The organism is Shewanella sp. GutDb-MelDb, assembly GCF_002836075.1.
In the GTDB taxonomy this organism is placed as follows: Bacteria; Pseudomonadota; Gammaproteobacteria; order Enterobacterales; family Shewanellaceae; genus Shewanella.
On the sequence record NZ_PJBM01000126.1, the window covers coordinates 21,691 to 42,261 of the forward strand.

18 protein-coding genes are annotated in these 20,571 nt (G+C 45.1%); 3 read left to right on the forward strand and 15 right to left on the reverse strand.

The window, feature by feature from the left end:
- Window positions 1-174: 174 nt before the first annotated feature.
- Both CXF82_RS03720 and CXF82_RS03725 read right to left on the reverse strand, forming a co-directional pair.
- A complete protein-coding gene (locus CXF82_RS03720; protein ID WP_101092259.1) occupies window positions 175-1,767 on the reverse strand; it encodes an ABC-F family ATPase in 1,593 nt (530 codons plus the stop codon).
- A 249-nt stretch (window positions 1,768-2,016) separates the two neighbouring features.
- Window positions 2,017-4,260, reverse strand: a complete 2,244-nt coding sequence (locus tag CXF82_RS03725; protein ID WP_102043679.1) for a heavy metal translocating P-type ATPase — start codon at window positions 4,258-4,260, stop codon at window positions 2,017-2,019.
- Window positions 4,261-4,369: 109 nt separating this feature from the next.
- Here CXF82_RS03725 and cueR point away from each other — a divergent pair, with 109 nt between their 5' ends.
- The gene (cueR, locus tag CXF82_RS03730; RefSeq protein WP_101092261.1) at window positions 4,370-4,753 is read left to right on the forward strand and encodes a Cu(I)-responsive transcriptional regulator; all 384 of its coding nucleotides are present in this window, start codon (window positions 4,370-4,372) and stop codon (window positions 4,751-4,753) included.
- Window positions 4,754-4,774: 21 nt separating this feature from the next.
- Here the strand turns inward: cueR and CXF82_RS03735 are convergent, their stop codons facing one another.
- The 9 genes from CXF82_RS03735 to CXF82_RS03775 form a co-directional block, all read right to left on the reverse strand.
- Window positions 4,775-6,811 (reverse strand): S9 family peptidase, encoded by a 2,037-nt coding sequence (locus CXF82_RS03735; protein WP_102043680.1) that lies wholly within the window; start codon window positions 6,809-6,811, stop codon window positions 4,775-4,777.
- Window positions 6,812-7,070: 259 nt separating this feature from the next.
- Entirely contained in the window at window positions 7,071-7,298 is a 228-nt protein-coding gene (locus CXF82_RS03740) for a hypothetical protein (RefSeq protein WP_101092263.1), read from the reverse strand.
- Window positions 7,299-7,446: 148 nt separating this feature from the next.
- The gene (locus CXF82_RS03745) at window positions 7,447-8,205 is read right to left on the reverse strand and encodes an SDR family oxidoreductase (RefSeq protein WP_101092264.1); all 759 of its coding nucleotides are present in this window, start codon (window positions 8,203-8,205) and stop codon (window positions 7,447-7,449) included.
- Between the two features lie 4 nt (window positions 8,206-8,209).
- Complete coding sequence (mmsB, locus tag CXF82_RS03750; RefSeq protein ID WP_101092265.1) at window positions 8,210-9,127, reverse strand: 3-hydroxyisobutyrate dehydrogenase; 918 nt, start codon at window positions 9,125-9,127, stop codon at window positions 8,210-8,212.
- Window positions 9,128-9,188: 61 nt separating this feature from the next.
- Window positions 9,189-10,337: an enoyl-CoA hydratase/isomerase family protein gene (locus CXF82_RS03755; RefSeq protein ID WP_101092266.1), complete on the reverse strand. Its 1,149-nt coding sequence runs from the start codon at window positions 10,335-10,337 to the stop codon at window positions 9,189-9,191.
- Complete coding sequence (locus CXF82_RS03760) at window positions 10,337-11,110, reverse strand: enoyl-CoA hydratase (protein WP_101092267.1); 774 nt, start codon at window positions 11,108-11,110, stop codon at window positions 10,337-10,339. Before CXF82_RS03760 ends, CXF82_RS03755 begins: the two co-directional genes overlap by 1 nt.
- 57 nt (window positions 11,111-11,167) lie before the next feature.
- A complete protein-coding gene (locus CXF82_RS03765; RefSeq protein WP_102043681.1) occupies window positions 11,168-12,325 on the reverse strand; it encodes an acyl-CoA dehydrogenase family protein in 1,158 nt (385 codons plus the stop codon).
- Window positions 12,326-12,528: 203 nt separating this feature from the next.
- Complete coding sequence (locus tag CXF82_RS03770; RefSeq protein WP_101092269.1) at window positions 12,529-14,028, reverse strand: CoA-acylating methylmalonate-semialdehyde dehydrogenase; 1,500 nt, start codon at window positions 14,026-14,028, stop codon at window positions 12,529-12,531.
- A gap of 167 nt (window positions 14,029-14,195) precedes the next feature.
- Window positions 14,196-15,386, reverse strand: a complete 1,191-nt coding sequence (locus CXF82_RS03775; RefSeq protein ID WP_101092270.1) for a thiolase family protein — start codon at window positions 15,384-15,386, stop codon at window positions 14,196-14,198.
- Window positions 15,387-15,902: 516 nt separating this feature from the next.
- On the opposite strand from CXF82_RS03775, the gene CXF82_RS03780 reads away from it, so the two are divergent.
- Window positions 15,903-16,313 carry a DUF3568 family protein gene (locus tag CXF82_RS03780; protein ID WP_102043682.1) on the forward strand — a complete coding sequence of 137 codons (411 nt, stop codon included), beginning with the start codon at window positions 15,903-15,905 and terminating at the stop codon, window positions 16,311-16,313.
- A 24-nt stretch (window positions 16,314-16,337) separates the two neighbouring features.
- Here the strand turns inward: CXF82_RS03780 and metA are convergent, their stop codons facing one another.
- Both metA and CXF82_RS03790 read right to left on the reverse strand, forming a co-directional pair.
- Window positions 16,338-17,282, reverse strand: a complete 945-nt coding sequence (gene metA, locus CXF82_RS03785; RefSeq protein ID WP_101092272.1) for a homoserine O-acetyltransferase MetA — start codon at window positions 17,280-17,282, stop codon at window positions 16,338-16,340.
- A 69-nt stretch (window positions 17,283-17,351) separates the two neighbouring features.
- On the reverse strand, window positions 17,352-17,753 hold the full coding sequence (locus CXF82_RS03790; RefSeq protein ID WP_101092273.1) for a YbaY family lipoprotein: 402 nt from the start codon (window positions 17,751-17,753) through the stop codon (window positions 17,352-17,354).
- Window positions 17,754-17,969: 216 nt separating this feature from the next.
- Between CXF82_RS03790 and CXF82_RS03795 the strand changes: the two genes are divergently transcribed.
- Window positions 17,970-18,737: an SDR family NAD(P)-dependent oxidoreductase gene (locus CXF82_RS03795; RefSeq protein WP_101092274.1), complete on the forward strand. Its 768-nt coding sequence runs from the start codon at window positions 17,970-17,972 to the stop codon at window positions 18,735-18,737.
- An 87-nt stretch (window positions 18,738-18,824) separates the two neighbouring features.
- Here the strand turns inward: CXF82_RS03795 and ompW are convergent, their stop codons facing one another.
- Together ompW and CXF82_RS03805 are read right to left on the reverse strand one after the other, a co-directional pair.
- On the reverse strand, window positions 18,825-19,505 hold the full coding sequence (gene ompW / locus CXF82_RS03800; RefSeq protein ID WP_101092275.1) for an outer membrane protein OmpW: 681 nt from the start codon (window positions 19,503-19,505) through the stop codon (window positions 18,825-18,827).
- Between the two features lie 458 nt (window positions 19,506-19,963).
- Window positions 19,964-20,551 carry a nucleotidyltransferase family protein gene (locus CXF82_RS03805; RefSeq protein ID WP_101092276.1) on the reverse strand — a complete coding sequence of 196 codons (588 nt, stop codon included), beginning with the start codon at window positions 20,549-20,551 and terminating at the stop codon, window positions 19,964-19,966.
- Window positions 20,552-20,571: the final 20 nt, after the last annotated feature.

Consider the following 20,571-nt stretch of genomic DNA (forward strand, 5'->3'; position numbering starts at 1 on the left):
GATATTGGCATAGAGTGTTGAACGACATTCATCGCTAAAACAAAAAACGGCAGTTAATCTGCCGTTTTTTTTATCGCGAATAAGTCACACTATTATATGAACAATTTCTTGAACAGCCCTTAATCTCAAGACACAAAAAAGCCCGACGAATCGGGCTTTTTTTATTGCAGAAAGTTACCCTTCAATACCTTTACTCGCAAGGAACTCATCATAAGTTCCTCTGAAGTCATTCACGCCGTTTGGCGTCACTTCAAGAATACGGTTAGCAATTGATGATACAAACGCACGGTCATGGCTGACGAACATTAATGTACCTTCGTACATTTCAAGCGCGTTGTTCAACGACTCGATTGATTCCATATCCATGTGGTTAGTGGGCTCATCAAGTAGCAAGATGTTTGGCTTTTGCATAATGAGCTTACCAAACAACATACGACCTTTCTCACCACCAGAAAGCACTTTGACTGACTTCTTAATATCGTCAGAACCAAACAGCATACGGCCTAAGTAGCCGCGTACAGATTGATCATCATCTTCTGGTTTGCGCCATTGGCTCATCCAGTCAAATAATGTCATCTCGTTCTCAAAATCTGATTCATGATCCTGCGCGTAATAACCAATCGCTGAGTTTTCAGACCATTGAATCGTCCCTGAATCTTGTGGGATATCGTGTACTAACGTGCGTAACAATGTGGTTTTACCCACGCCGTTATGACCCAAAACAGCAATACGTTCACCGACTTCAACAATCAGATTAAGATCTTTAAACAGTTGAACGTCAAAGCCTTTCGTTAGATCTTCAACAATCAATGCATTACGGAACAATTTCTTTTCTTGTTCGAAACGAATAAAGGGATTCACACGGCTTGAGGCTTTAATATCATCAAGCTTAATCTTATCGATTAGCTTAGCACGTGAGGTTGCCTGCTTTGCTTTAGACGCGTTAGCAGAGAAACGAGCAACGAAGCCTTGAAGCTCAGAGATTTGTGCCTTCTTCTTAGCATTATCTGAGATCAAACGTTCACGTGACTGCTGTGCAGCCATCATGTACTCATCGTAGTTACCTGGGAATACGCGCATTTCGCCGTAATCCAAATCAGCCATGTGAGTACAAACAGAGTTCAAGAAATATCTATCGTGCGAGATGATAATCATGGTGCTGTTACGTTGGTTCAGCATATCTTGCAACCAACGAATGGTGTCGATATCCAAGTTGTTGGTGGGTTCGTCAAGTAGCAGTACATCTGGATCTGAGAACAAGGCTTGAGCCAATAGCACACGCAACTTAAAACCTGGTGCGATTGCGCCCATAAGACCAAAATGCTGTTCGACACCGATACCGACGCCCATTAACAGTTCACCAGCACGAGATTCGGCGGTATAACCGTCCATCTCAGCAAATTCCATTTCAAGATCGGCAACTTTGATGCCGTCTTCTTCAGTCATTTCAGGTAAAGAGTAGATACGATCTCGCTCTTTCTTCACTTCCCAAAGCTCGGCGTGCCCCATGATAACGGTATCAATGACGTTGAACTCTTCATAACCAAATTGGTTCTGGCTCAACTTACCTAAGCGCTCATTAACATCCAGTGAAACGTTACCAGACGTTGGCTCAAGATCGCCCGCAAGGATCTTCATAAAGGTTGATTTACCACAACCGTTAGCGCCGATAAGACCGTAACGGTTCCCGCCGCCAAACTTTATTGAGAGGTTTTCAAACAGTGGCTTAGCGCCAAACTGCATGGTGATGTTAGCTGTAGTAATCAAAGTGGCATTCCGCTTTTGGTTATATGACTTATAGAGATCATAGATAAAACAAAAACCAGTAAATTAAAAAAGAGCCATTAACCCTAAATCAACTTACTGGTCGAAGACTCGCGCAAGTCCGCGCACAGCCTATAAAATTAAGCGCGATATTATAGCATTTTAGCCTAAATTATCAACTGTGATTAGTTATGTCAGATGACGATCTTATTAAAAAAGTGCGTTCTACGCGATGCTAATACAAGATGATAATCAAACAAGCTTAGTTTTACGCAATCGATTGGCATTACTCACCACGGTTAGTGATGACATGGCCATGGCTGCGCCCGCGATGACGGGGCTGAGTAACATCCCCGTAAAGGGGAACAATACTCCTGCCGCTAATGGGATCCCTAAACTGTTATAGATAAAGGCACCAAATAGATTTTGCTTGATATTTTTCATACTGGCTTTTGCCAGTAATAGTGTTTCAGCTACTACCATGAGCCTTGCAGATAACAAAGTAAAGTCTGCACTTTCGATGGCGATATCAGTGCCACTGCCCATCGCAAGGCCAATATCGGCGCTCATGAGTGCTGGCGCATCGTTAATACCGTCACCGACCATAGCAACCACTTCACCCGCTTGTTGCAACTCAATCACTTTTTGCTGCTTCTGCTGTGGTAAAACATTGGCAAATACGCTGGTAATACCAACAACATTGGCAACAGCTTGCGCCGTTTGCTCGTTATCCCCCGTGAGTAGCACCACCTTTAGACCACTCTTTTTCATGGCGGCTACTGCTGCAACAGCATCCTCTTTTATCGGATCGCTTATCCCTATGATGGCAATGAGCTTTTGATCTCTTGCCACAAAGACAGGAGTTTGCCCTTGGCTTGCAAGTAACGACACTTGCGCTTGATAAGCAGAAAAATCATCTAGCCCAATCTGTTGCATCAGGCTCATGTTACCAATGGTATATTCGATACCAGCCACAACCCCGGTTATTCCTCGGCCTTGCACATTGGTAAACTGTTCCGGCTCTTTAAGCAAGATAGATGACAGCTTAGCCTTGGCAATAATCGCACTGGCAAGCGGATGTTCAGAGTGTTGCTCTAACGCAGCGATATCACTGAGTAAGTCATGCTTGTCCACATCCGATTGCAACACGATAAACTCAGTCACCTCAGGTGCACCTTGGGTAATGGTGCCCGTTTTATCAAGCACCACAGTGGTGACCTTGCTTGCCGTTTGCAGCGCTTCGCCATTTCTCACTAAGACGCCCATTTTCGCTGCGCGGCCCACTGACACCATAATCGACATTGGCGTCGCGAGCCCCAAAGCACAAGGGCAGGCAATAATCAGCACACTGGTCAACACCACTAATGCATGTGATAGCGCAGGCTCTGGCCCGAATAGATACCAAATGGCTGAACTTAACAGCGCAATAACGATAACCACTGGAACGAAGTAAGCTGATATTTTATCTGTTAAGCGCCCTATTGGCATTTTGGATGTTTGCGCTTGCTGCACGAGCTCAATAATTTTTGCCAGTTTGCTCTCTGTTGCCCCCGCGGTCACTTGATAGATGATACTGCCATTACCGTTAACAGTGCCCGCACTGACGCTATCTGCAGGCGCTTTGTGAACTGGCACCGGCTCGCCGGTTAACATGGATTCATTGATCAGTGTTTGCCCACTGACGATCTCACCATCAAGCGCCACTTTGTCACCCGGTCGCAAGCGCAGATGATCACCTAAGCTAATCTGATCAATTTCGACCTCTTCATCGCCGGTATCGGTAACGCGTATTGCGGTATTAGCTTGTAGGCCCAGTAAACGCTGCACCGCTTCACTGGTTTTACCTCTCGCTCTAAGCTCCAATGCATGGCCTAAGTTAATCAAACCCAAAATCATCACGCTGGCTTCAAAGTAGACATGACGCGTATCAGCAGGGAACCACTGAGGCGCGATGACTACCAGCATCGAATAGATCCATGCAGCAGAAGTCCCTAATGCGATGAGAGTGTCCATATTGGCGCTACGGGCTTTTATTGCACGCAACATGCCCTGAAAAAAGTGACGCCCAGTTGTGGCCATCACGATAAAGGTCACCAAACCAACAACACCCCAAGCGAGTTGCTGGTTGGCGTTGTTGACCATCATTTCACCACCGAGTAAGCCCCACAGCATTAGGGGAACACCCAGACCTAAGCCAATTGAGGCTTGTATCACGCGCGTTCGATACTCTTTAACCTCATCAGCTTCTTTCTTCGCCGCGCCTTTTCGAGCGTCGAGCATCTGTTCGCTGTCGTATCCCACACCTTTGATGAGTTCAATCGCTGTTTCAGGCGTAATATCACCGAACACCTGCACTTGCTTGTCCGCAAGGTTCACCCTGGCGCTAATCGCATTACCGTTGCCCCCTTTAAGATTCACTTTGGAGAAAGCTGACTCAATTTTTGCCACACAACTTGCACAGCTCATGTTAGGGACATATAGATTAATACTTTTCATAAAAAACGCTCCCGCTTTAATTATATTGTATCTTTGATGTACCAAGGGTAATGTCTCCTATAGGGGGAGAGTCAAACGTCAATTAAAATTATTTTGCACCGGAGAGATTATGAAAATTGGTGAAGTAGCAAAACTGACCGAGTTGTCAGTAAAAAGCATACGTTATTATCATGACATTGGTTTAGTCGAAGGCCGAAAGAGTGATAACGGCTATCGAGAGTATAGCCAAAAAGAGGTGGATGCCTTGAGTTTTATACAGCACTGTAGAGCACTTGGTTTTACGCTAGAAGATTGTAAAGCATTACTCGACTTACAACAAAATACCCGCCGTAATGCCGCCGATGTAAAAGCGCTCGCGCAGCATCACCTCGATGATATTAAACAAAGAATTGATCAACTGAGTAATTTAAGGAACCAACTACAGCATTTAATTAAGGACTGTAAAGGTGGCAGCCAGCCCAACTGTGCAATTCTTAACGGTCTCAGCAATTAGCACTATGCTATAGACTGCAGCTTACCTACGCCTTAAGTTCTCTATATTTTCAATCGTAAGCACTGGAATATCTCCTGCGGGAGTAAAGCCAAAAACTTGGCCGTAGAATGAAAGTTCAGACTCTAAAGCGCGCTTCTTGCTTTGTGGGGTGACCCGATTAACAGCATTGTCATTAAGCTCAAGATAGGCTACTGGCCTGCCCTTTTTTTTCACAGCATTATAAAGCTGCAACGTTTGCTCTGCAGGGATGAGTGAATCGTTGCCCCCTTGAATAAGCAGCAAAGGTTCATTGACCCCTGAGAGGTTATTCATTGCAGAGCGGCGCTTATAGTTATCAAATCCACCAATGAGCGTCTCTAAATAATGACTCTCAAACTTATGAGAGTCACGCCTAAATAACTCAACGTCGCTAATACCTGAGTAACTTACCGCTGCACCAAAGGTGCTGTAATAAGCAACGGCTGACAGCGCAGTAAAGCCACCAGCACGAGTCCCTCTTATTGCCAGTTTTCGGCCATCTACATCGCCATTATTGACTAAGTATCCTGCGGCTCTGACCGCATCTTCTACATCTGACTTCCCCCAATTACCGTAAAGGCGATTGCGATAGTCCCGACCAAAACCTGTACTACCACGATAATTGAGATCAAAGACGGCAAAACCACGGCTGGTCCAATACTGAATATCTCGTCTAAATGCTCGGCTTGCCTGTGCAGTTGGGCCAGGATGCAGAAACATCACCAGCGGTGGCTCTTGCCCTGCTGGCGCTTTAAAATCTGGATTTACGGGTTTATATAAATAACCATGGGCCGTATCACTGTTGCCCGTTGTAAAGCTGACACTCTCGGCTCTAGAGATAAAATTAGGGTCCATCACGGTCAGTTCTGGCGCATAGATCAGCTGAGCAGAGCGGCCTTGAACTTTATAAATGCCTTTTTCAGGTGTCTCTTTAGCCCCAACGAAAACCACGCCATCGTCACTTTTAGTCACATAGGTAATCTCTGCAAAGTCAACCGCGATAGGATCGGTCACACCACTTTCAGTATCAATACGAATAAGCCCAGCTTCGCCTTCGTGGCTATAGCTTGCGATTAACGTATGTTCATTTTCGAATGCGTAATTGTGATGGCCTAGTTGCCAATCAGCAACGGCAAACTCAGCCTCTTGCGCTAGCACCACCTCAGTTTGCTCAAACTCGTTTAGGCGATAGATATTCCACCAGTTAGTGTAATCCGCGACAAAATAAAGCTGTCCATTAGGGCTAAAAAGAGGTTGCGTGATTGAACCCTTTTGCTCTGTAGCGACTTGTTTGACATTGACTACCGCACCTTTGTTATCCAGTTCTGCAAGCCATAGTTTGGTGTTATCCCACGGCATGTTTGGGTGATCCCATGTTATCCATGCCAATTTAGTTTGGTCTGGAGAGATCACTGGAGTTGAGTAAAAATCCGCGCCGGTAGCGAGTACGGTACCTTCGTCTGCATAACTTAAGTTAATACCCACCAGCTGATTAGCCACTTTGTCTGCATCTCGATGATCTTCCCTGACACAGATTAAACGCGAAGCTTTGGAATTGGATATACAGTCAGCATGTCGGGTGCCTGCGGGGGTTAATGCAAACGGTACTTGATTGGGTGCAATGCGGTACAACAGCTGATCTGATCGCTTGGTGGCAAAGAGGCTGTTTCCTATCGCCACAAAAGGGGCTCCACCATATTCATGTACACGACTGCCAATATCAAAACTGGAAGGAATGGCATCAACAACAGTACCCGCTGTTTCTATTCGTTTGACCCCACGTCGCCCTTCATTGCTCGCATCAAGAATGGTAAAATAGAGGCTGCCAGCAGTGACTTGGATTTCACCTATACTGTCTGATAAATCATAAACATGCTCAGCGGTAACGGGAGAATTCCAACTACCGAAATCCGCTATTTTTACGCCTGCAGGTAATGATTCTGAGACGACTGCGTCCGTATCCTTTGGCTTAGATACATCGCAGCCAACGGTTATCAATAACGTTGCAAACGTCAGTATCGATGCAATTAAAAATCTCATTAGCTGCCTAAGTATTGTCAGAGTAAAATATAAGTAATCGAATGCCATGATGTTTTAAAGCGCTAATAGCAATGATAAAGCTAACGTGACTATGATATCAACTCCATTACGTATTGGTGAATCCCCCTTACGTTAAATGCGCTTAATCCAAGGCATATCTGCGGCTATCTCAAATACAGTCACTTAGGTCCGCAGAGGATGGGAAAATTGATATAACACTTTCCGTATAGGCTGCACTAAGCGCTGTGTAAGAGCGGCATTACTTACGCGTAAACTTTTTGATAAACCACTGCATGATCTCAAATTGAATACGTTTGTTTAATCCAAAATAGATGCAAACCCAAGGTGATAATAATATGTACCAGGGAATAATAGCGGTACTTTTGCCGCTAAACATCAAATAAAAAAAGCCTAAATAGATCACTAACACTCCACAACAACCGACCACGAGCATCATCACCTTGGTTATTTTCTCTAACCAGTCCATTGTAACCTTGACTCCTCTTTTAAAATAAACGCAATTTGAAGTACTTCTATTATGACGTAAATCCTCGCTATTGTTCAAATTCAAACGCTTAGTCACTCTCATAAAAAAACGGGCAAAAGCCCGTTAGTTGTTATTGAGTGAGTCGATATTACAAACGGATACCGCCATCGATCTCAAACACGCGGCCGTTGACATAATCGTTTTCAATAATAAAACGCACGGTAGACGCTATCTCTTCCGCTTGACCTAAACGTCCGACTGGCACCATTTTTTCAAGACGTTCAAGCGCTTCAGGCTTCATTGCAGCCGTCATTTCAGTTTCAATCACGCCCGGTGCTACCGCTGCGCTACGAATATTGTGACGTGCAAGCTCTTTAGCCCAGCCTACACTCATCGCCGCCACACCCGCTTTAGACGCTGAGTAATTTGACTGACCCATGTTGCCTGCCCGAGCAACACTAGAGATGTTGATAATCACACCTTGTTGCTTGGTTTCAATCATTGCAGCTGCCGCTTCGCGGCCACACAGAAATGTGCCGGTTAAGTTGACGTTAATAACAGATTGAAACTGCTCATAAGACATACGGTCTGTGACTTGGCCATCTTTGGCTTTTACCATTAAACCATCACGTAGAATACCCGCGTTATTTATCAGTACGTTAACTTGGCCGAAGTCTTCTTTAATAAACTGAAAACCCGCTACGACATCTTCTTCATCTGTAATGTCTAATGCGTAACCTTGTACTTCAGTTGTGTCACCAAGGTTTGCACAGGCTTTTTCCAACTTCTCTTGGTCAACATCGATAAGTGCTAACTTGGCACCTGCTGCCGCAAAATTCTCCGCCATCGCGTAGCCTAGTCCGCCCGCACCACCAGTAATAACAACAACCTTATCTTTTAAATCCATCGAATTACCCTTTGTTTTTTATCTGTTGAGAATTAGCAAACTGCTCAAAAATACTCGAAAAATCGCGTTTACCGTGACCCTGACGTGCATGGTTCACATAAAGACTGCGCGCTAAAGCTCCCATTGGCGTGCTTGAATTTGATAACAAAGCCGCTTCTTGAGAAAGTCCCAAATCCTTCACCATCAAGTCGACCATAAAGCCACCTTGATAATCGTTTGAAGACGGTACCGATTCCATAACACCCGGGCAAGGATTATATTTATCTAATGTCCAATTACCACCACTACTGACTTTCATTATATCTGAAAGCACTTTAGGGTCGAGTCCATGGTCAACGCCCATCTGTAAAGATTCAGATGTGGCTACCATCAACACTGAGAGCAGCATATTATTACAAATCTTAGCGACTTGCCCAGCACCTGGGCCACCAGCATGGAATATATTGCCTCCCATAGCATTCAGTGCATCCTGCGCGCGCGAAAATGCGTTATCACTGCCGCCACAAATAAAGGTCAGCGTGCCTGCTGCTGCGCCTGCGGTGCCGCCCGAGACTGGCGCATCGATAAACTCTAGACCCTTGTCTGCAGCATGCTTTGCCACAAAACGTGCACTGTCCGCATCGATGGTCGAGCAATCAATGAGTAATGTCCCTTTTGCAACCACATCCACGATACCTTTATTATCGGCATCGCCAATGTAGAGGCTACGAACATGTTTGCCCGCTGGCAACATAGTCACCACAATGTCTGCGCTAGCGGCTGCGCCACACGCGCTGGTTGCCGTTAGTGCGCCTTGTTCGGCTAGCGCTTGCATTGCAGCGGGAACCAAATCAAACACTTTAACGGTGAAGCCCGCTTTAATCAGATTAACGGCCATTGGGCCGCCCATGTTTCCTAAACCAATAAATGCAACAGTACTCATCTTTTGCTCCTGTGCACTTTGACAAGTGCAATAACGTATCCGTGTAAACCAGTCGTATTATTTAAAGCATATCGCTTAAAGGATGGCGACTTTCAGCCCAAGGGGAGATCATCAGTGATGACACAAAATCGCTCGGTATTGAAGCCACATCCTTATATAACCACTTCGGGCTTCTATCTTTATCAATCAGCAACGCGCGCACACCTTCAGCAAAATCAGCGCGAGCACAGCAATTAACACTCAAACCTAATTCGAACTTAAACACCTCAGCTAAACTCATCTGAGTGCCAAGTTGTGATTGTTTGTGCACCAACGCCAGGCTGATAGGGCTACCGGCCAACATCACTTTGCAGGCTTTAGCTAACCAAGGCTGCGCTTGTTTAAGTGTGTCATCTAATGCACTTACCCGCTCAACGATGGCAGTTAACTCGCCGTCCATTAAGTCATCAATCAGTACTTGATGTATTTCAAGCTGACTTGGTGCCAGCGGCGTCTCGCAGTCGAGTTGCATGTCATCGATAAGCGCATGCAGCATTTCATGGTTAAACGCTTTATCGTCTGCCCATGCAAGCGTTGCCATTGCATCAAACAGTAACTCTTTATCATCGCGATTTAAGTAGTGATTGCCGATGCCAACATAGTGTGCATCAGCACCATTCATATTGTAGGCGGTCATCCCCAAAAATAGGCCTGCTTTACCTGGCATACGATTGAGGAAATAACTGCCGCCAACATCAGGGTATAAACCAATAGTGACTTCTGGCATCGCAATACGCGAATGCTCAGTCACGACTCGGTGGCTTGCGCCCGCCATTAGGCCAAGTCCACCGCCCATAACAATGCCATCGCCCCATACCAATACTGGTTTAGCAAAAGTATGTAACAGATAATCTAACTGGTACTCTTGCTTAAAAAAATCCGTGGCTTGGGCAGTCACTTCACCTGGCGTTGCCAACGCGGCATGATAAATAGCGCGTACATCGCCACCGGCACAGAACGCTTTTTCGCCTGCGCCATCTAACACCACAGCGACGATATTGTTGTCATTGCGCCATGCTGTTAACTGGCTCGTTAACGCCTGCACCATCTCAATATTAAGCGCGTTAAGCGCTTTTTCGATATTAAGTGTTGCTACGCCAATATGTTTGCCTGATGCGGTGCCCAACGTTTGGAACACCACACTGTTGCTGTTTGCGTTTGTCGTTGCCATTAGCCGTTCTTCCAAACAGCTTTACGCTTATTTAAAAAGGCACTTACGCCCTCGGTTTGATCTTCTGTATCAAACAGGTTAGCAAACTCTTCACGCTCTAGCGGTAATGCTTGCGTTCTTGGCATAGTGCGGCCGGCTTGAATCAAGCGTTTACAAGCGGCAACACTGCTAGGGCTTTGGTTCGCCACTCGCTCTGCCAGCGCCATTGCGGCATTAAAGCTCGTGCCTGTGGCAACCACCTCTTCTACCAGACCTATCGCTTCAGCTTTAGCCGATTTAATACGCTCACCGCATAGGATCATTCTCTTAGTCCAGCCTTCACCCACTAATGCGGTTAAGTTTTGGGTGCCACCCGCACAAGGAAGTAGACCCACCGTTGCTTCTGGTAATGCCAATTGCGCTTGCTCTTCGCAAATACGAAGATCACAGGCTAACGCCACTTCAAGACCGCCACCCATCGCGTAGCCATTGATGGCTGCTATTGATACGCCGCGAAAGGCACTTAACGCCTCAAATGCTTCACCAAAATAACGTGCCATATCTGCTGCATTATTTTTATTACCATCGGCAAATAACTTTAAATCTGCACCCGCGGAAAAGAACTTGTCTCCTTCACCAGTAATCACCAGTGCGTAAACAGCTTTGTTATCATTGAGTTTGAGCACTTTTGCTTTAAGTTCTTGTAAGCTTTCTGCAGTCCATGTATTCGCTGGCGGGTTGTTCATGCTAATAACCGCGGTATGGCCGACGATTTTCTCTAATAGTAGTGACATGGAAACTCCTGTTAAATTATCTTAAATCTGTGATACAAAGGTTTTCAAATAAGCGGCTTATAAAATCGCGCCGGCGTTTTCATCCAATAAACGACGAGAAATAATCAAACGCATAATTTCGTTGGTGCCCTCTAAGATCTGATGCACACGCACATCTCGGACATAACGCTCTAGCGGGTATTCACGGATATAACCATAACCACCGTGGATCTGCAGTGCCGCATCACACACCTGAAAACCGATATCGGTAGCAAAACGTTTCGCCATCGCGCAATACGCGGTTGCTTCAGGATCTTGCTGATCCAGTTTAAATGCCGCCAAACGCACTAATTGTCTGGCCGCCACTAACTCTGTTGCCATATCGGCTAATTTAAACTGCAGTGCTTGAAAGGTCGCTAAAGGTTTACCAAACTGTTTGCGCTCATTCATATATTGGGTGGCACGTTCAAGCGCCGCTTGTGCAGTACCAATCGAACAAGTGGCAATATTAATACGGCCGCCATCAAGTCCTTTCATTGCGAACGTAAAACCTTGGCCCTCTTCACCGAGCAAATTGCTCATGGGTACGCGAACATTGTCAAAAGTAATTTGACGTGTGGGCTGCGCGTTCCAGCCCATTTTATCTTCCGCTTTACCGTAGATAACACTCTCAGCGTCCGCAGGAATAGCGATAGCAGAGATCCCTTTTGGACCCGCTTCGCCTGTACGGCACATCACGATTAGCAGCTCTGTTGCGCCCGCGCCTGAAATAAACACTTTAGAGCCGGAAATAAGATAGTCATCACCATCACGCACCGCTTTGGTTTGCAGTGAAGCAGCGTCGCTGCCTGCGCCAGGCTCTGTTAAACAGTATGACGCTAGATTTTGACCGGTAGTCAATGATTCAGACCATTCGCTGCGCAGCGCTTCTGAGCCAAAGCTGGTGACCATCCAAGTGGCCATATTGTGAATCGTCAACATGGCCGTCGTAGCGGTACATCCCATGGAGAGTTGTTCAAAAATAATGGAAGAGTCTAAACGAGATAAGCCCATGCCCCCTTCAGATTCAGGTGAATACAAAGAGCAAAAGCCCAGCTCACCGGCTTTTTGAATAACATCTTTTGGAAAGTGGTGTTCGGCATCCCATTGAGCCGCAAAAGGCGCAAGCTCTTCTTTTGAAAATTGAGCGGCTAAGTCGGCGAATTGGCGTTGATCGTCATTCAGATTGAAATCCATCGGGTGCTCCTGTTGTACTGTCGAGTGCCTCAATATTTTAGCGCTAGCTAGTCACTCTAAGGTGGTCAGCGCTAACAAGGCTGTGGGTCTTTGCATGCGTTTATCGCTGCCGACCTCTATTCGTTATTTGACCGGGTGCGGTGTAAGCCCCACCCTCATTAACGCTAATTGCCATCTAACGGAATTAGATGGCATCTCTGGCATTACTTAAGATCAATCGTCATATTGGGTGCTGATGCAACCGCAATATCAGATTCAAACCAACGTGCTGTAATGGTTTTAGTTTCAGTGTAGAAACGCACTGCTTGCTTACCGTATGCATGTTGGTCACCATAGAAACTGCCCTTCCAGCCGGTAAATGAGAAGAAAGGTAGCGGCACTGGAATTGGCACGTTAATACCGACCTGACCCACTTCAATTTCATGCTGGTATTTACGGGCTGCGGCGCCACTGGCAGTGAAGATTGCGGTACCATTTCCGTAGGGGCTACCGTTAACAATCTCAATAGCTTGTTCCAATGATTCGGCATTCATACAACACAGTACCGGACCAAAAATCTCTTCTTTATAGACGCTCATTTCTGTGGTGACTTTGTCGAACATGGTTGGGCCAACCCAGTTACCCGACTCATAGCCCTCAACCGTAAAGTCTGTACCATCGAGTAAGCAGTCAGCGCCCTCTTTAATACCTTGTGCAATGAGGCTCACCACGCGTTGCTTAGCCGCAGGGCTAATGACTGGTCCGTATGCCGCCTCTTTGTCATCCCAAAGACCCGGTTTAACCTTGGCAATCGCTGCTTTAAGTTCAGGGATCCACTCTTTCGCGGCGCCAACAAAAATCGCGACAGACAACGCCATGCAACGTTGACCTGCAGCGCCAACCGATGCGCCCACCAAGTTATTGATCACTTGCTGCTTATTGGCATCAGGCATAATAACGCAGTGGTTTTTAGCGCCTGCAAAAGCTTGTACACGCTTAAGGTTATCGGTACCTGTCTTATAGATGTATTGACCCACATTAACGGAACCGACAAAAGAGATGGCTTTAATGTCTGGATGACGTAAGACAATATCCACTGCCGTTTTGTCACCATGAACTAGCTGTATAACGCCTTTTGGCGCACCGGCTTCGACAAACAACTCAATAAGGCGTTGTGGTGTCATTGGATCTTGCTCTGACGGCTTAAGCACAAAGGTGTTACCGCAAGCAACGGCAAGTGGGAACATCCATAACGGGATCATCGCAGGGAAGTTAAACGGTGTAATGCCCGCACAAACCCCAAGAGGTTGGATGTAGCTATAAGTGTCGATTGAACGCGCCACGTTTTCAACCGTTTCGCCCATCATCATCGACGCAATAGTACATGCATGTTCTGCCACTTCGATACCACGCCAAACGTCACCCTTGGCATCATCAAATGTCTTACCCGTCTCTTGTGCCAGAATGGTAGCGATCTCATCATGATGCTCTTTTAGCAAATGCTGATACCTAAGCATCACCCGTGCACGCTCAGAAACAGGCACCTCTTTCCAAGTTTTGAATGCTTTTTTTGCGCTGGCAATTGCCGTTTCAACTTCGCTTGGTAGCGCGGCGTTAACGACGGCAATGGTTTCGTTATTAGCGGGGTTTGTGACGGCGATCTGTTGCTCGCCATTACCTAAGATCCATTCGCCATCGATGTAGTGCTTAACTTGAATAGTCATATCGCTTCCTAAATTTTCATCAACTATCATTGGTAGTGATGAGCAAAATGATGATTTAAGCGCGGCCATTATTATTTTATGTTGCGGAGCATCACTGATGTATACCGCTGGCTCACACTTAAATCGAGTCTTGTTGATTACTGTCTATCTATCACTTAATGAATAATTTATAACTCAATTGCCATCGCAGTGGCTTCGCCGCCGCCAATACATAAAGACGCAACACCTTTGTTAAGGCCGCGCGCTCTAAGTGCATGGATTAGCGTTACCAGCAAACGTGCTCCTGAGCAGCCGATAGGGTGACCTAAAGCGCATGCACCGCCGTTGACGTTGACCTTTTCAATATCAAGTCCAAGCTCAGACACTGCCAACATGGTGACCATGGCAAACGCTTCGTTTATCTCGAATAGATCAACCTCTTCCTTACTCCAGCTTACTTTTTCTAGCAGCTTATTCATCGCACCTACTGGCGCCGTAGTAAACATTGAAGGCTCTTGAGCATGGGTTGTATGGCCTTTGATCGTTGCCATCACGTCAAGCCCTAGCTCAGTTGCCTGTGCACGTGTCATTAGCATCAATGCGGCTGCACCATCTGAAATTGAACTCGAGTTTGCGGCAGTGATAGTGCCGTCTTTAGCAAATGCAGGGCGTAGTGTCGGTATTTTGTCTGGACGGGCATTACCTGGCTGTTCATCAGTATCTACCACGATATCGCCGCGACGGTTTTCCACAGTCACGGGGGTGATTTCCGCTTCAAAAGCACCGGCATTAATGGCGACATTCGCTTTTTCCAGTGAACTCAGTGCAAAGTCATCCATCTGCTCACGGGTCAATTTGAAATCATCAGCGGTATTTTGAGCAAACGTGCCCATAGCGCCACCGGTATAAGCGTCTTCTAAACCATCAAGGAACATGTGGTCTAACACTTTGCCATGGCCCATTCGCATACCGCTACGGGCTTTGTCGAGTAGATATGGCGCTTGGCTCATATTTTCCATACCGCCCGCAATGACGATGTTGGCACTGCCGGCTTTAATTAAGTCGTGAGCAAGCATTACGGTTTTCATACCTGAACCACAGACTTTATTGACTGTTGTTGCGGCGACAGAAAGCGGCAAGTCAGCTCCCAAAGTGGCTTGACGTGCAGGCGCTTGACCAAGACCTGCAGGCAATACGCAGCCCATGAGTACTTCATCTACCAGATCAGCATTTAAGCCACTGTGCTGTATTAACCCTTTAATCGCAGTCGCTGCAAGTTTTGGAGAAGCGACGCTTGAAAGTGCACCTTGAAATCCACCCATAGGGGTGCGCTTAGCGGCAACAATAACGATGTCTTGGTTTGACAGTTCTGAACTCATATATACTCCAGTAATACTTTAAGGCTTGTTTTTTGTGCTCGGTCAGCGATGTACTTCAATGGTATAAGGAGACTTTATCTACGCTATTACAGCGACTTACCTTAAGGTGATTCGCTCGGTATAAATACCGCATTGCCGTAAAACCGCTAACCCATTAAATGTGATCTCGCTCAACATTTTCACACTGTGACGTTTACGCGAACGTAAAGCAAGCCAAGTTAGCCAAACATCTACCAAAGTATAAGGTTGAGATGTCACTTAAAATTTACACAAAGCAGAGCGAGGTAGGGAGCAAAGGGATTAATACTGGCGACAAAGCGTAACGGCGGATAATAGTCGGTGATGATGTTTATCAAAGTCGTAAAAATTAAGACTTAAACTTGCCTTATGACCTCTCTACGCTAGCCTATTATTAGGTCATTTTATTATGCAATCAAACGTGATACGACCTTAATGACTAAAAATAACAATCGATTAAGAGTAACGACAGCTCAATCAAAAAAGAGAGGTATTCCTATGAGAAATGTATTTTTGATGAGTTTTATCGCGTTATCATTGTGTGCTTGTATCGCTGTAGGCGCTGCAACATTAGGCGCTGTTACCTATTATAAAAGCGCAAAACATGAAGTTGCCACGGTTAATATTAATGCGACACCGGACAATATTTACCGAGTCGCATTACAAACTATCAAGAGGAATTCGTTGTTGAAGGTGGTGTCTCAAGACGAGAAAAATCATTTAATTGAGTTAACCAAAGGTGACCTTAGCGCCAGCCTTAAAGTTTTCAGGGTTGATCCACAAGTATCGCAGTTGCTTATCACCTCAGAAATAAATGCAGACCGAAGCACTCGATTGGTATTAGACGGTGTATTTAGAATTTGCCAACAGTTAAAAGTGGATTGCACCTTAGTGGTCGATGGCAGTTAATACCCAGCAATATAAGCCGCGCCTTTAGTCTTTAGACTCCAAAGGGGTAATACCGATCATATCGTCCAAATTGTAAGGTGTTAACTGATAAACATAATAGTTTAGCCAGTTACTGACTAACAAACTGCCATGGCTATGCCAGCGCGCGATAGGCTGTTGACTCGGATCGTCATTGCGAAAGTAGTTCTGCGGCACCTCAGGTGATAATCCTTGCGACAAGTCTCTAGCGTACTCATCTTTTAATGTCGATTTTTGATACTCTGGGTGACCCATGACAAACAAATTACGGCTATTTTTGCTGAGTACCATATACGCGCCCGCTTGCTCTGACTCTGTTAATACCTGCAACTCAGGATGCTCACGCAGTTGTTCTATATTCATTTCAGCAAATCGAGAATGTGGCGCGTAAAATTCGTCATCAAAGCCACGCAATAATGGAAAATGTTCACTGGTACGTTTATGGACAAAGACCCCTGCACGCTTAGATTTTAACAGTGTGCGATTGAGTCCAAACAGGTGATAGAGTGCAGCATGAGCCGCCCAGCATAAAAACAACACTGATGTGACATGCTGCTGTGACCAGTCAATAATCTCTCGAATGTGATCCCAATATGAGACGTCTTCAAATTCAACCTGACCTAACGGCGCCCCAGTAATGATTAGACCATCATAATTTTTATTTCGTACCTGTTCAAAATCACGGTAGAAATTATTCATGTGATCAATCGAGGTATGCTTTGACTCCTTGTCATGAATACGCAGCAGATCAACATCAACTTGCAGTGGCGTATTGCCCAATAAACGCAGTAATTGGGTTTCAGTTTCAATCTTGTTTGGCATGAGATTGAGAATAAGCACTTTCATTGGTCGTATGTCCTGATTCGCAGCGCGCGTTTCAGACATAACGAATATATTTTCAGACTCCAAGATCTCTGCCGCGGGCAGATTGTCAGGGATTTTAACCGGCATACAGCGCCTCTTATTCAATGAGAGTAATAACAGAAAGAGGCGCTTGTAATACTAGCTATGCTAGTTAATTTAGCGCGCTACTTTCTGTAGCAAAACTGACATAGGCTCGGCAGAGTCCAAATCAATTCTATAAGCTTGTTCGTTGATAAACATAAGCTTGTCGTTAAGGCTAATACGAGCCCCAACCGTATAAGTGTGCCCTGCCTCAAACTGATCTCGGTTGATCAAAAACTGAAAAGGCGTAGGCGTACTGATATCACTGCGTTCAAATTCTGCTATAACAACTGCAGGTGCATCCATTAACGACACGTCTTGCACTTTAATGCTGATAACAGCTTCAGGTGGTAATGCTATACGCTCTTTGTACCAAACCTCTCCCTGGATCTCTACCACGGCATTTGAGGTCGCACAGCCCGATAATAAACCCGCTGCGATAACAAAAGATAATAAAGGCTTAAAGTAGTTTTTCATGTTAACACTCCTAATAATACATCAAGACTTCTAGAAGTCTATATGTCCGAACTTGAAATTTATATAACTTTACCATGAATATCACTCTGATTAGCTCGTGATCCTCTATTCCGTTTGGCTGAACTCAGCATCCTTGTCACAGCAACAAACAATTAATCTTGTTCTAATACACTTATGTTCCTATGATAAGTAACCTATTTGAAGTCGAATATTTATATGACACAAGCAACTGCAATAATTGTGGGCGCAAGCTCATTGCTCAGCCGTGAAATAGCAAAACAGCTTGCTGACGACGGTGTAGAGCTCGCCTTATTAGCACAAGATCCACAATCTCTTATTGAGTTTAGCCAATCGCTTCCGACTAAGTCTGAAGTATTTCCACTGCAAATAGATGATCCTCAAGCTATTATTTCAACTCTTACCGCAGTTTGGCACTCTCTAGGCGGTGCTCATCTTGTACTGGTCAATACAGGCTTAAATAGCTATGACCCTGAACTGCCTTGGCAGCCAGAGCAAGATATCATCACCGTTAATGTGCAAGGGTTTTCAGCCATATGCAATACAGCTTTTAGGCTATTTCGTGATCAAGGTTATGGCCAACTAGCGGCAATTAACTCGATTGCAGGCCTAAGAGGCGGACCAAACGTTGCCTATCATGCGTCTAAAAGTTACGCCGAAAACTACTTCGAAGGGCTGTGTATGCATGCTCAGCGACTAAAGCTGCCCATAACCCTTACCGACATCCAACTGGGTCTGCTCGATAAAGCTGCCTTACAGCAAAGCCGTATTTGGCTTTCTCCTCCGGCTGAAGTTGCCAGCCAGGTCATTAAAGCGATGAAAGCCGGTAAACGTAAAGTCTATGTCACTAAGCGCTGGCGTCTCGTAGCATGGCTGACCAAATTGCTACCTGAGTTCGTTTACAATACGCGCCATTGGAAAACCAAAGAACAAAAGCAAGCAGAAAAAGCCGCTAAAAAAGAATAGTCGAGTCACGGGAAGTTCCGTTAATCGATAAAAAAAGGAGCCTTAAGGCTCCTTTTTTTAAGGGGGAAATCCAAGTCAATCTGCTGACTAGAAGGTATAACCTATGCTGACCATGTAAACCCATGGATCAATGTCTGTTTCAATGGTCACTGGCACAACAGTGCTTGACTCAAGTACCTTATAGTTGAAGTTAGCATCAGTGCTAATTTTTGCATACCAAACCGAAGCATTTACAAGCCAGCTATCGTTGATTTGATAATCTAAACCAACTTGACCCGCTATTCCCCAAGAGTTAGATAAACTCAAATCAGATAGGCGCCCGCCTACATCATTAGTAATTTCATTATCGTAAAAATTGGTAAAGTTAACACCGAGGCCGATGTAAGGACGTAATTTTGAATCCGCTGAACCAAAATAATATTGCGCAACTAAGGTTGGCGGTAACTGCTTAGTTTCAGCGACTTTACCCACGCCAGCTAGAGAGATGTCATGTGTAAATGGCGATGCCGCTAGCAGCTCAATACCAATGTTATCCGTGAGCATGTAACCAAAGTTTAAACCTAACTGGGTATTGTTGCTTACAGAAAACTGACCTAGATCTCCAAGATCTGGCGTTATGATATTTTGGCTTGATTCATTTGGCGCTACGACTGCAACACCTGCTCGTATAATAATATCACCAGCTTGATGTGCTAGTGCAGAAGAGGTAAAACCGGTAGTCAATAGGGCTGTAGCAATCAATCCAGAAACGATATTTTTGTTCATCATATTACTCCATCAATACAACATGAGCTGCTGTTTTTATTATCAATATCCATACATTTGCGTGTACCCTGCCAGAATAATCGAGTCGCGAATTTGATCTAGATCAACGCTGACGTGAAATACCCAATTAGTGGTACCTACAAGTGACTAGGATCACACTTCCATAAGGTATATTGAAGTTGCAGCTTATGGTTGTGTGACAAAAGACCACTTAGACCGTATATCGCACGAACTAACGCAACCGTTTGGATTAACAATTAATTAACCTTTTAATATTATAATAAGTGATAGATATTGAACCATTGATAAAGGTATTAGGCAGTGAATAGGTACTTAATGATGACACTGTGTTTCATTAATTTTATGCAGATAATTAGGGGTAGATATTAGCGGTAGCCATTAGTGTTAGTCGTTATAGGTAAGCAACTGTTGCAATTATGGCTTGAGTTCAACATTCGCATTCATTCACTGACCACTTGCAGTAGAGGATAATCTTGTAACCACTGTTTGTTATCCACTCGATGTTGGAAGAGTTGCTTAGATTTTTTAGGGTTATGGGTTAACGTCAATTGAAATAATCTTTGGCTACAAAAAGGTGTCACGACTTGCAGCGCTAATGGTAAAGACGCTATTGATACGACTCTACTTTCCGTCATTGTCTGATTGATAGTCACAGCAATAGCCGTTTCTTTTTCTGGCCAAAAACTCATCGCATCTAAACAAGAAGTATAAGCTTGGTCATTATTCTTAAGGTGCATTCGAGCTTGATTCTTAACCGACCAAGGGTAGTCCGGTGCAAGTGCACGTAACTGCTCTTCATAATCACGGTCTTGGCTCGCACAGAGATTGCTGGCATCAAAATAGATAAGGTCAATATCGTTAAGCGGTCTAGGCGCTGTCTCATGCAACTTATCCCATACAAGATTACGCACAAAGCCTGCAGCCAACATCCATTGCGGTAATTGCAGTTTTTCCGCCATCAATAGGGCTTGGTAGCGGTATTTATCCTCTCTAAGCCATTGAGCAATTTGTTGGCTCGGCTCAATCATGGCAAAAGCCTTTTATCATT

Coding starts and splice junctions, on each gene's coding strand:
- CXF82_RS03765 (WP_102043681.1), bottom strand. CDS start 12,325: ATGGATTTCAATCTGAATGACGATCAACGCCAATTCGCCGACTTAGCC.
- CXF82_RS03780 (WP_102043682.1), top strand. CDS start 15,903: ATGAGAAATGTATTTTTGATGAGTTTTATCGCGTTATCATTGTGTGCT.
- CXF82_RS03760 (WP_101092267.1), bottom strand. CDS start 11,110: ATGTCACTACTATTAGAGAAAATCGTCGGCCATACCGCGGTTATTAGC.
- CXF82_RS03740 (WP_101092263.1), bottom strand. CDS start 7,298: ATGGACTGGTTAGAGAAAATAACCAAGGTGATGATGCTCGTGGTCGGT.
- ompW (WP_101092275.1), bottom strand. CDS start 19,505: ATGATGAACAAAAATATCGTTTCTGGATTGATTGCTACAGCCCTATTG.
- mmsB (WP_101092265.1), bottom strand. CDS start 9,127: ATGAGTACTGTTGCATTTATTGGTTTAGGAAACATGGGCGGCCCAATG.
- metA (WP_101092272.1), bottom strand. CDS start 17,282: ATGCCGGTTAAAATCCCTGACAATCTGCCCGCGGCAGAGATCTTGGAG.
- cueR (WP_101092261.1), top strand. CDS start 4,370: ATGAAAATTGGTGAAGTAGCAAAACTGACCGAGTTGTCAGTAAAAAGC.
- CXF82_RS03725 (WP_102043679.1), bottom strand. CDS start 4,260: ATGAAAAGTATTAATCTATATGTCCCTAACATGAGCTGTGCAAGTTGT.
- CXF82_RS03795 (WP_101092274.1), top strand. CDS start 17,970: ATGACACAAGCAACTGCAATAATTGTGGGCGCAAGCTCATTGCTCAGC.
- CXF82_RS03775 (WP_101092270.1), bottom strand. CDS start 15,386: ATGAGTTCAGAACTGTCAAACCAAGACATCGTTATTGTTGCCGCTAAG.
- CXF82_RS03805 (WP_101092276.1), bottom strand. CDS start 20,551: ATGATTGAGCCGAGCCAACAAATTGCTCAATGGCTTAGAGAGGATAAA.
- CXF82_RS03745 (WP_101092264.1), bottom strand. CDS start 8,205: ATGGATTTAAAAGATAAGGTTGTTGTTATTACTGGTGGTGCGGGCGGA.
- CXF82_RS03735 (WP_102043680.1), bottom strand. CDS start 6,811: ATGAGATTTTTAATTGCATCGATACTGACGTTTGCAACGTTATTGATA.
- CXF82_RS03790 (WP_101092273.1), bottom strand. CDS start 17,753: ATGAAAAACTACTTTAAGCCTTTATTATCTTTTGTTATCGCAGCGGGT.
- CXF82_RS03755 (WP_101092266.1), bottom strand. CDS start 10,337: ATGGCAACGACAAACGCAAACAGCAACAGTGTGGTGTTCCAAACGTTG.
- CXF82_RS03770 (WP_101092269.1), bottom strand. CDS start 14,028: ATGACTATTCAAGTTAAGCACTACATCGATGGCGAATGGATCTTAGGT.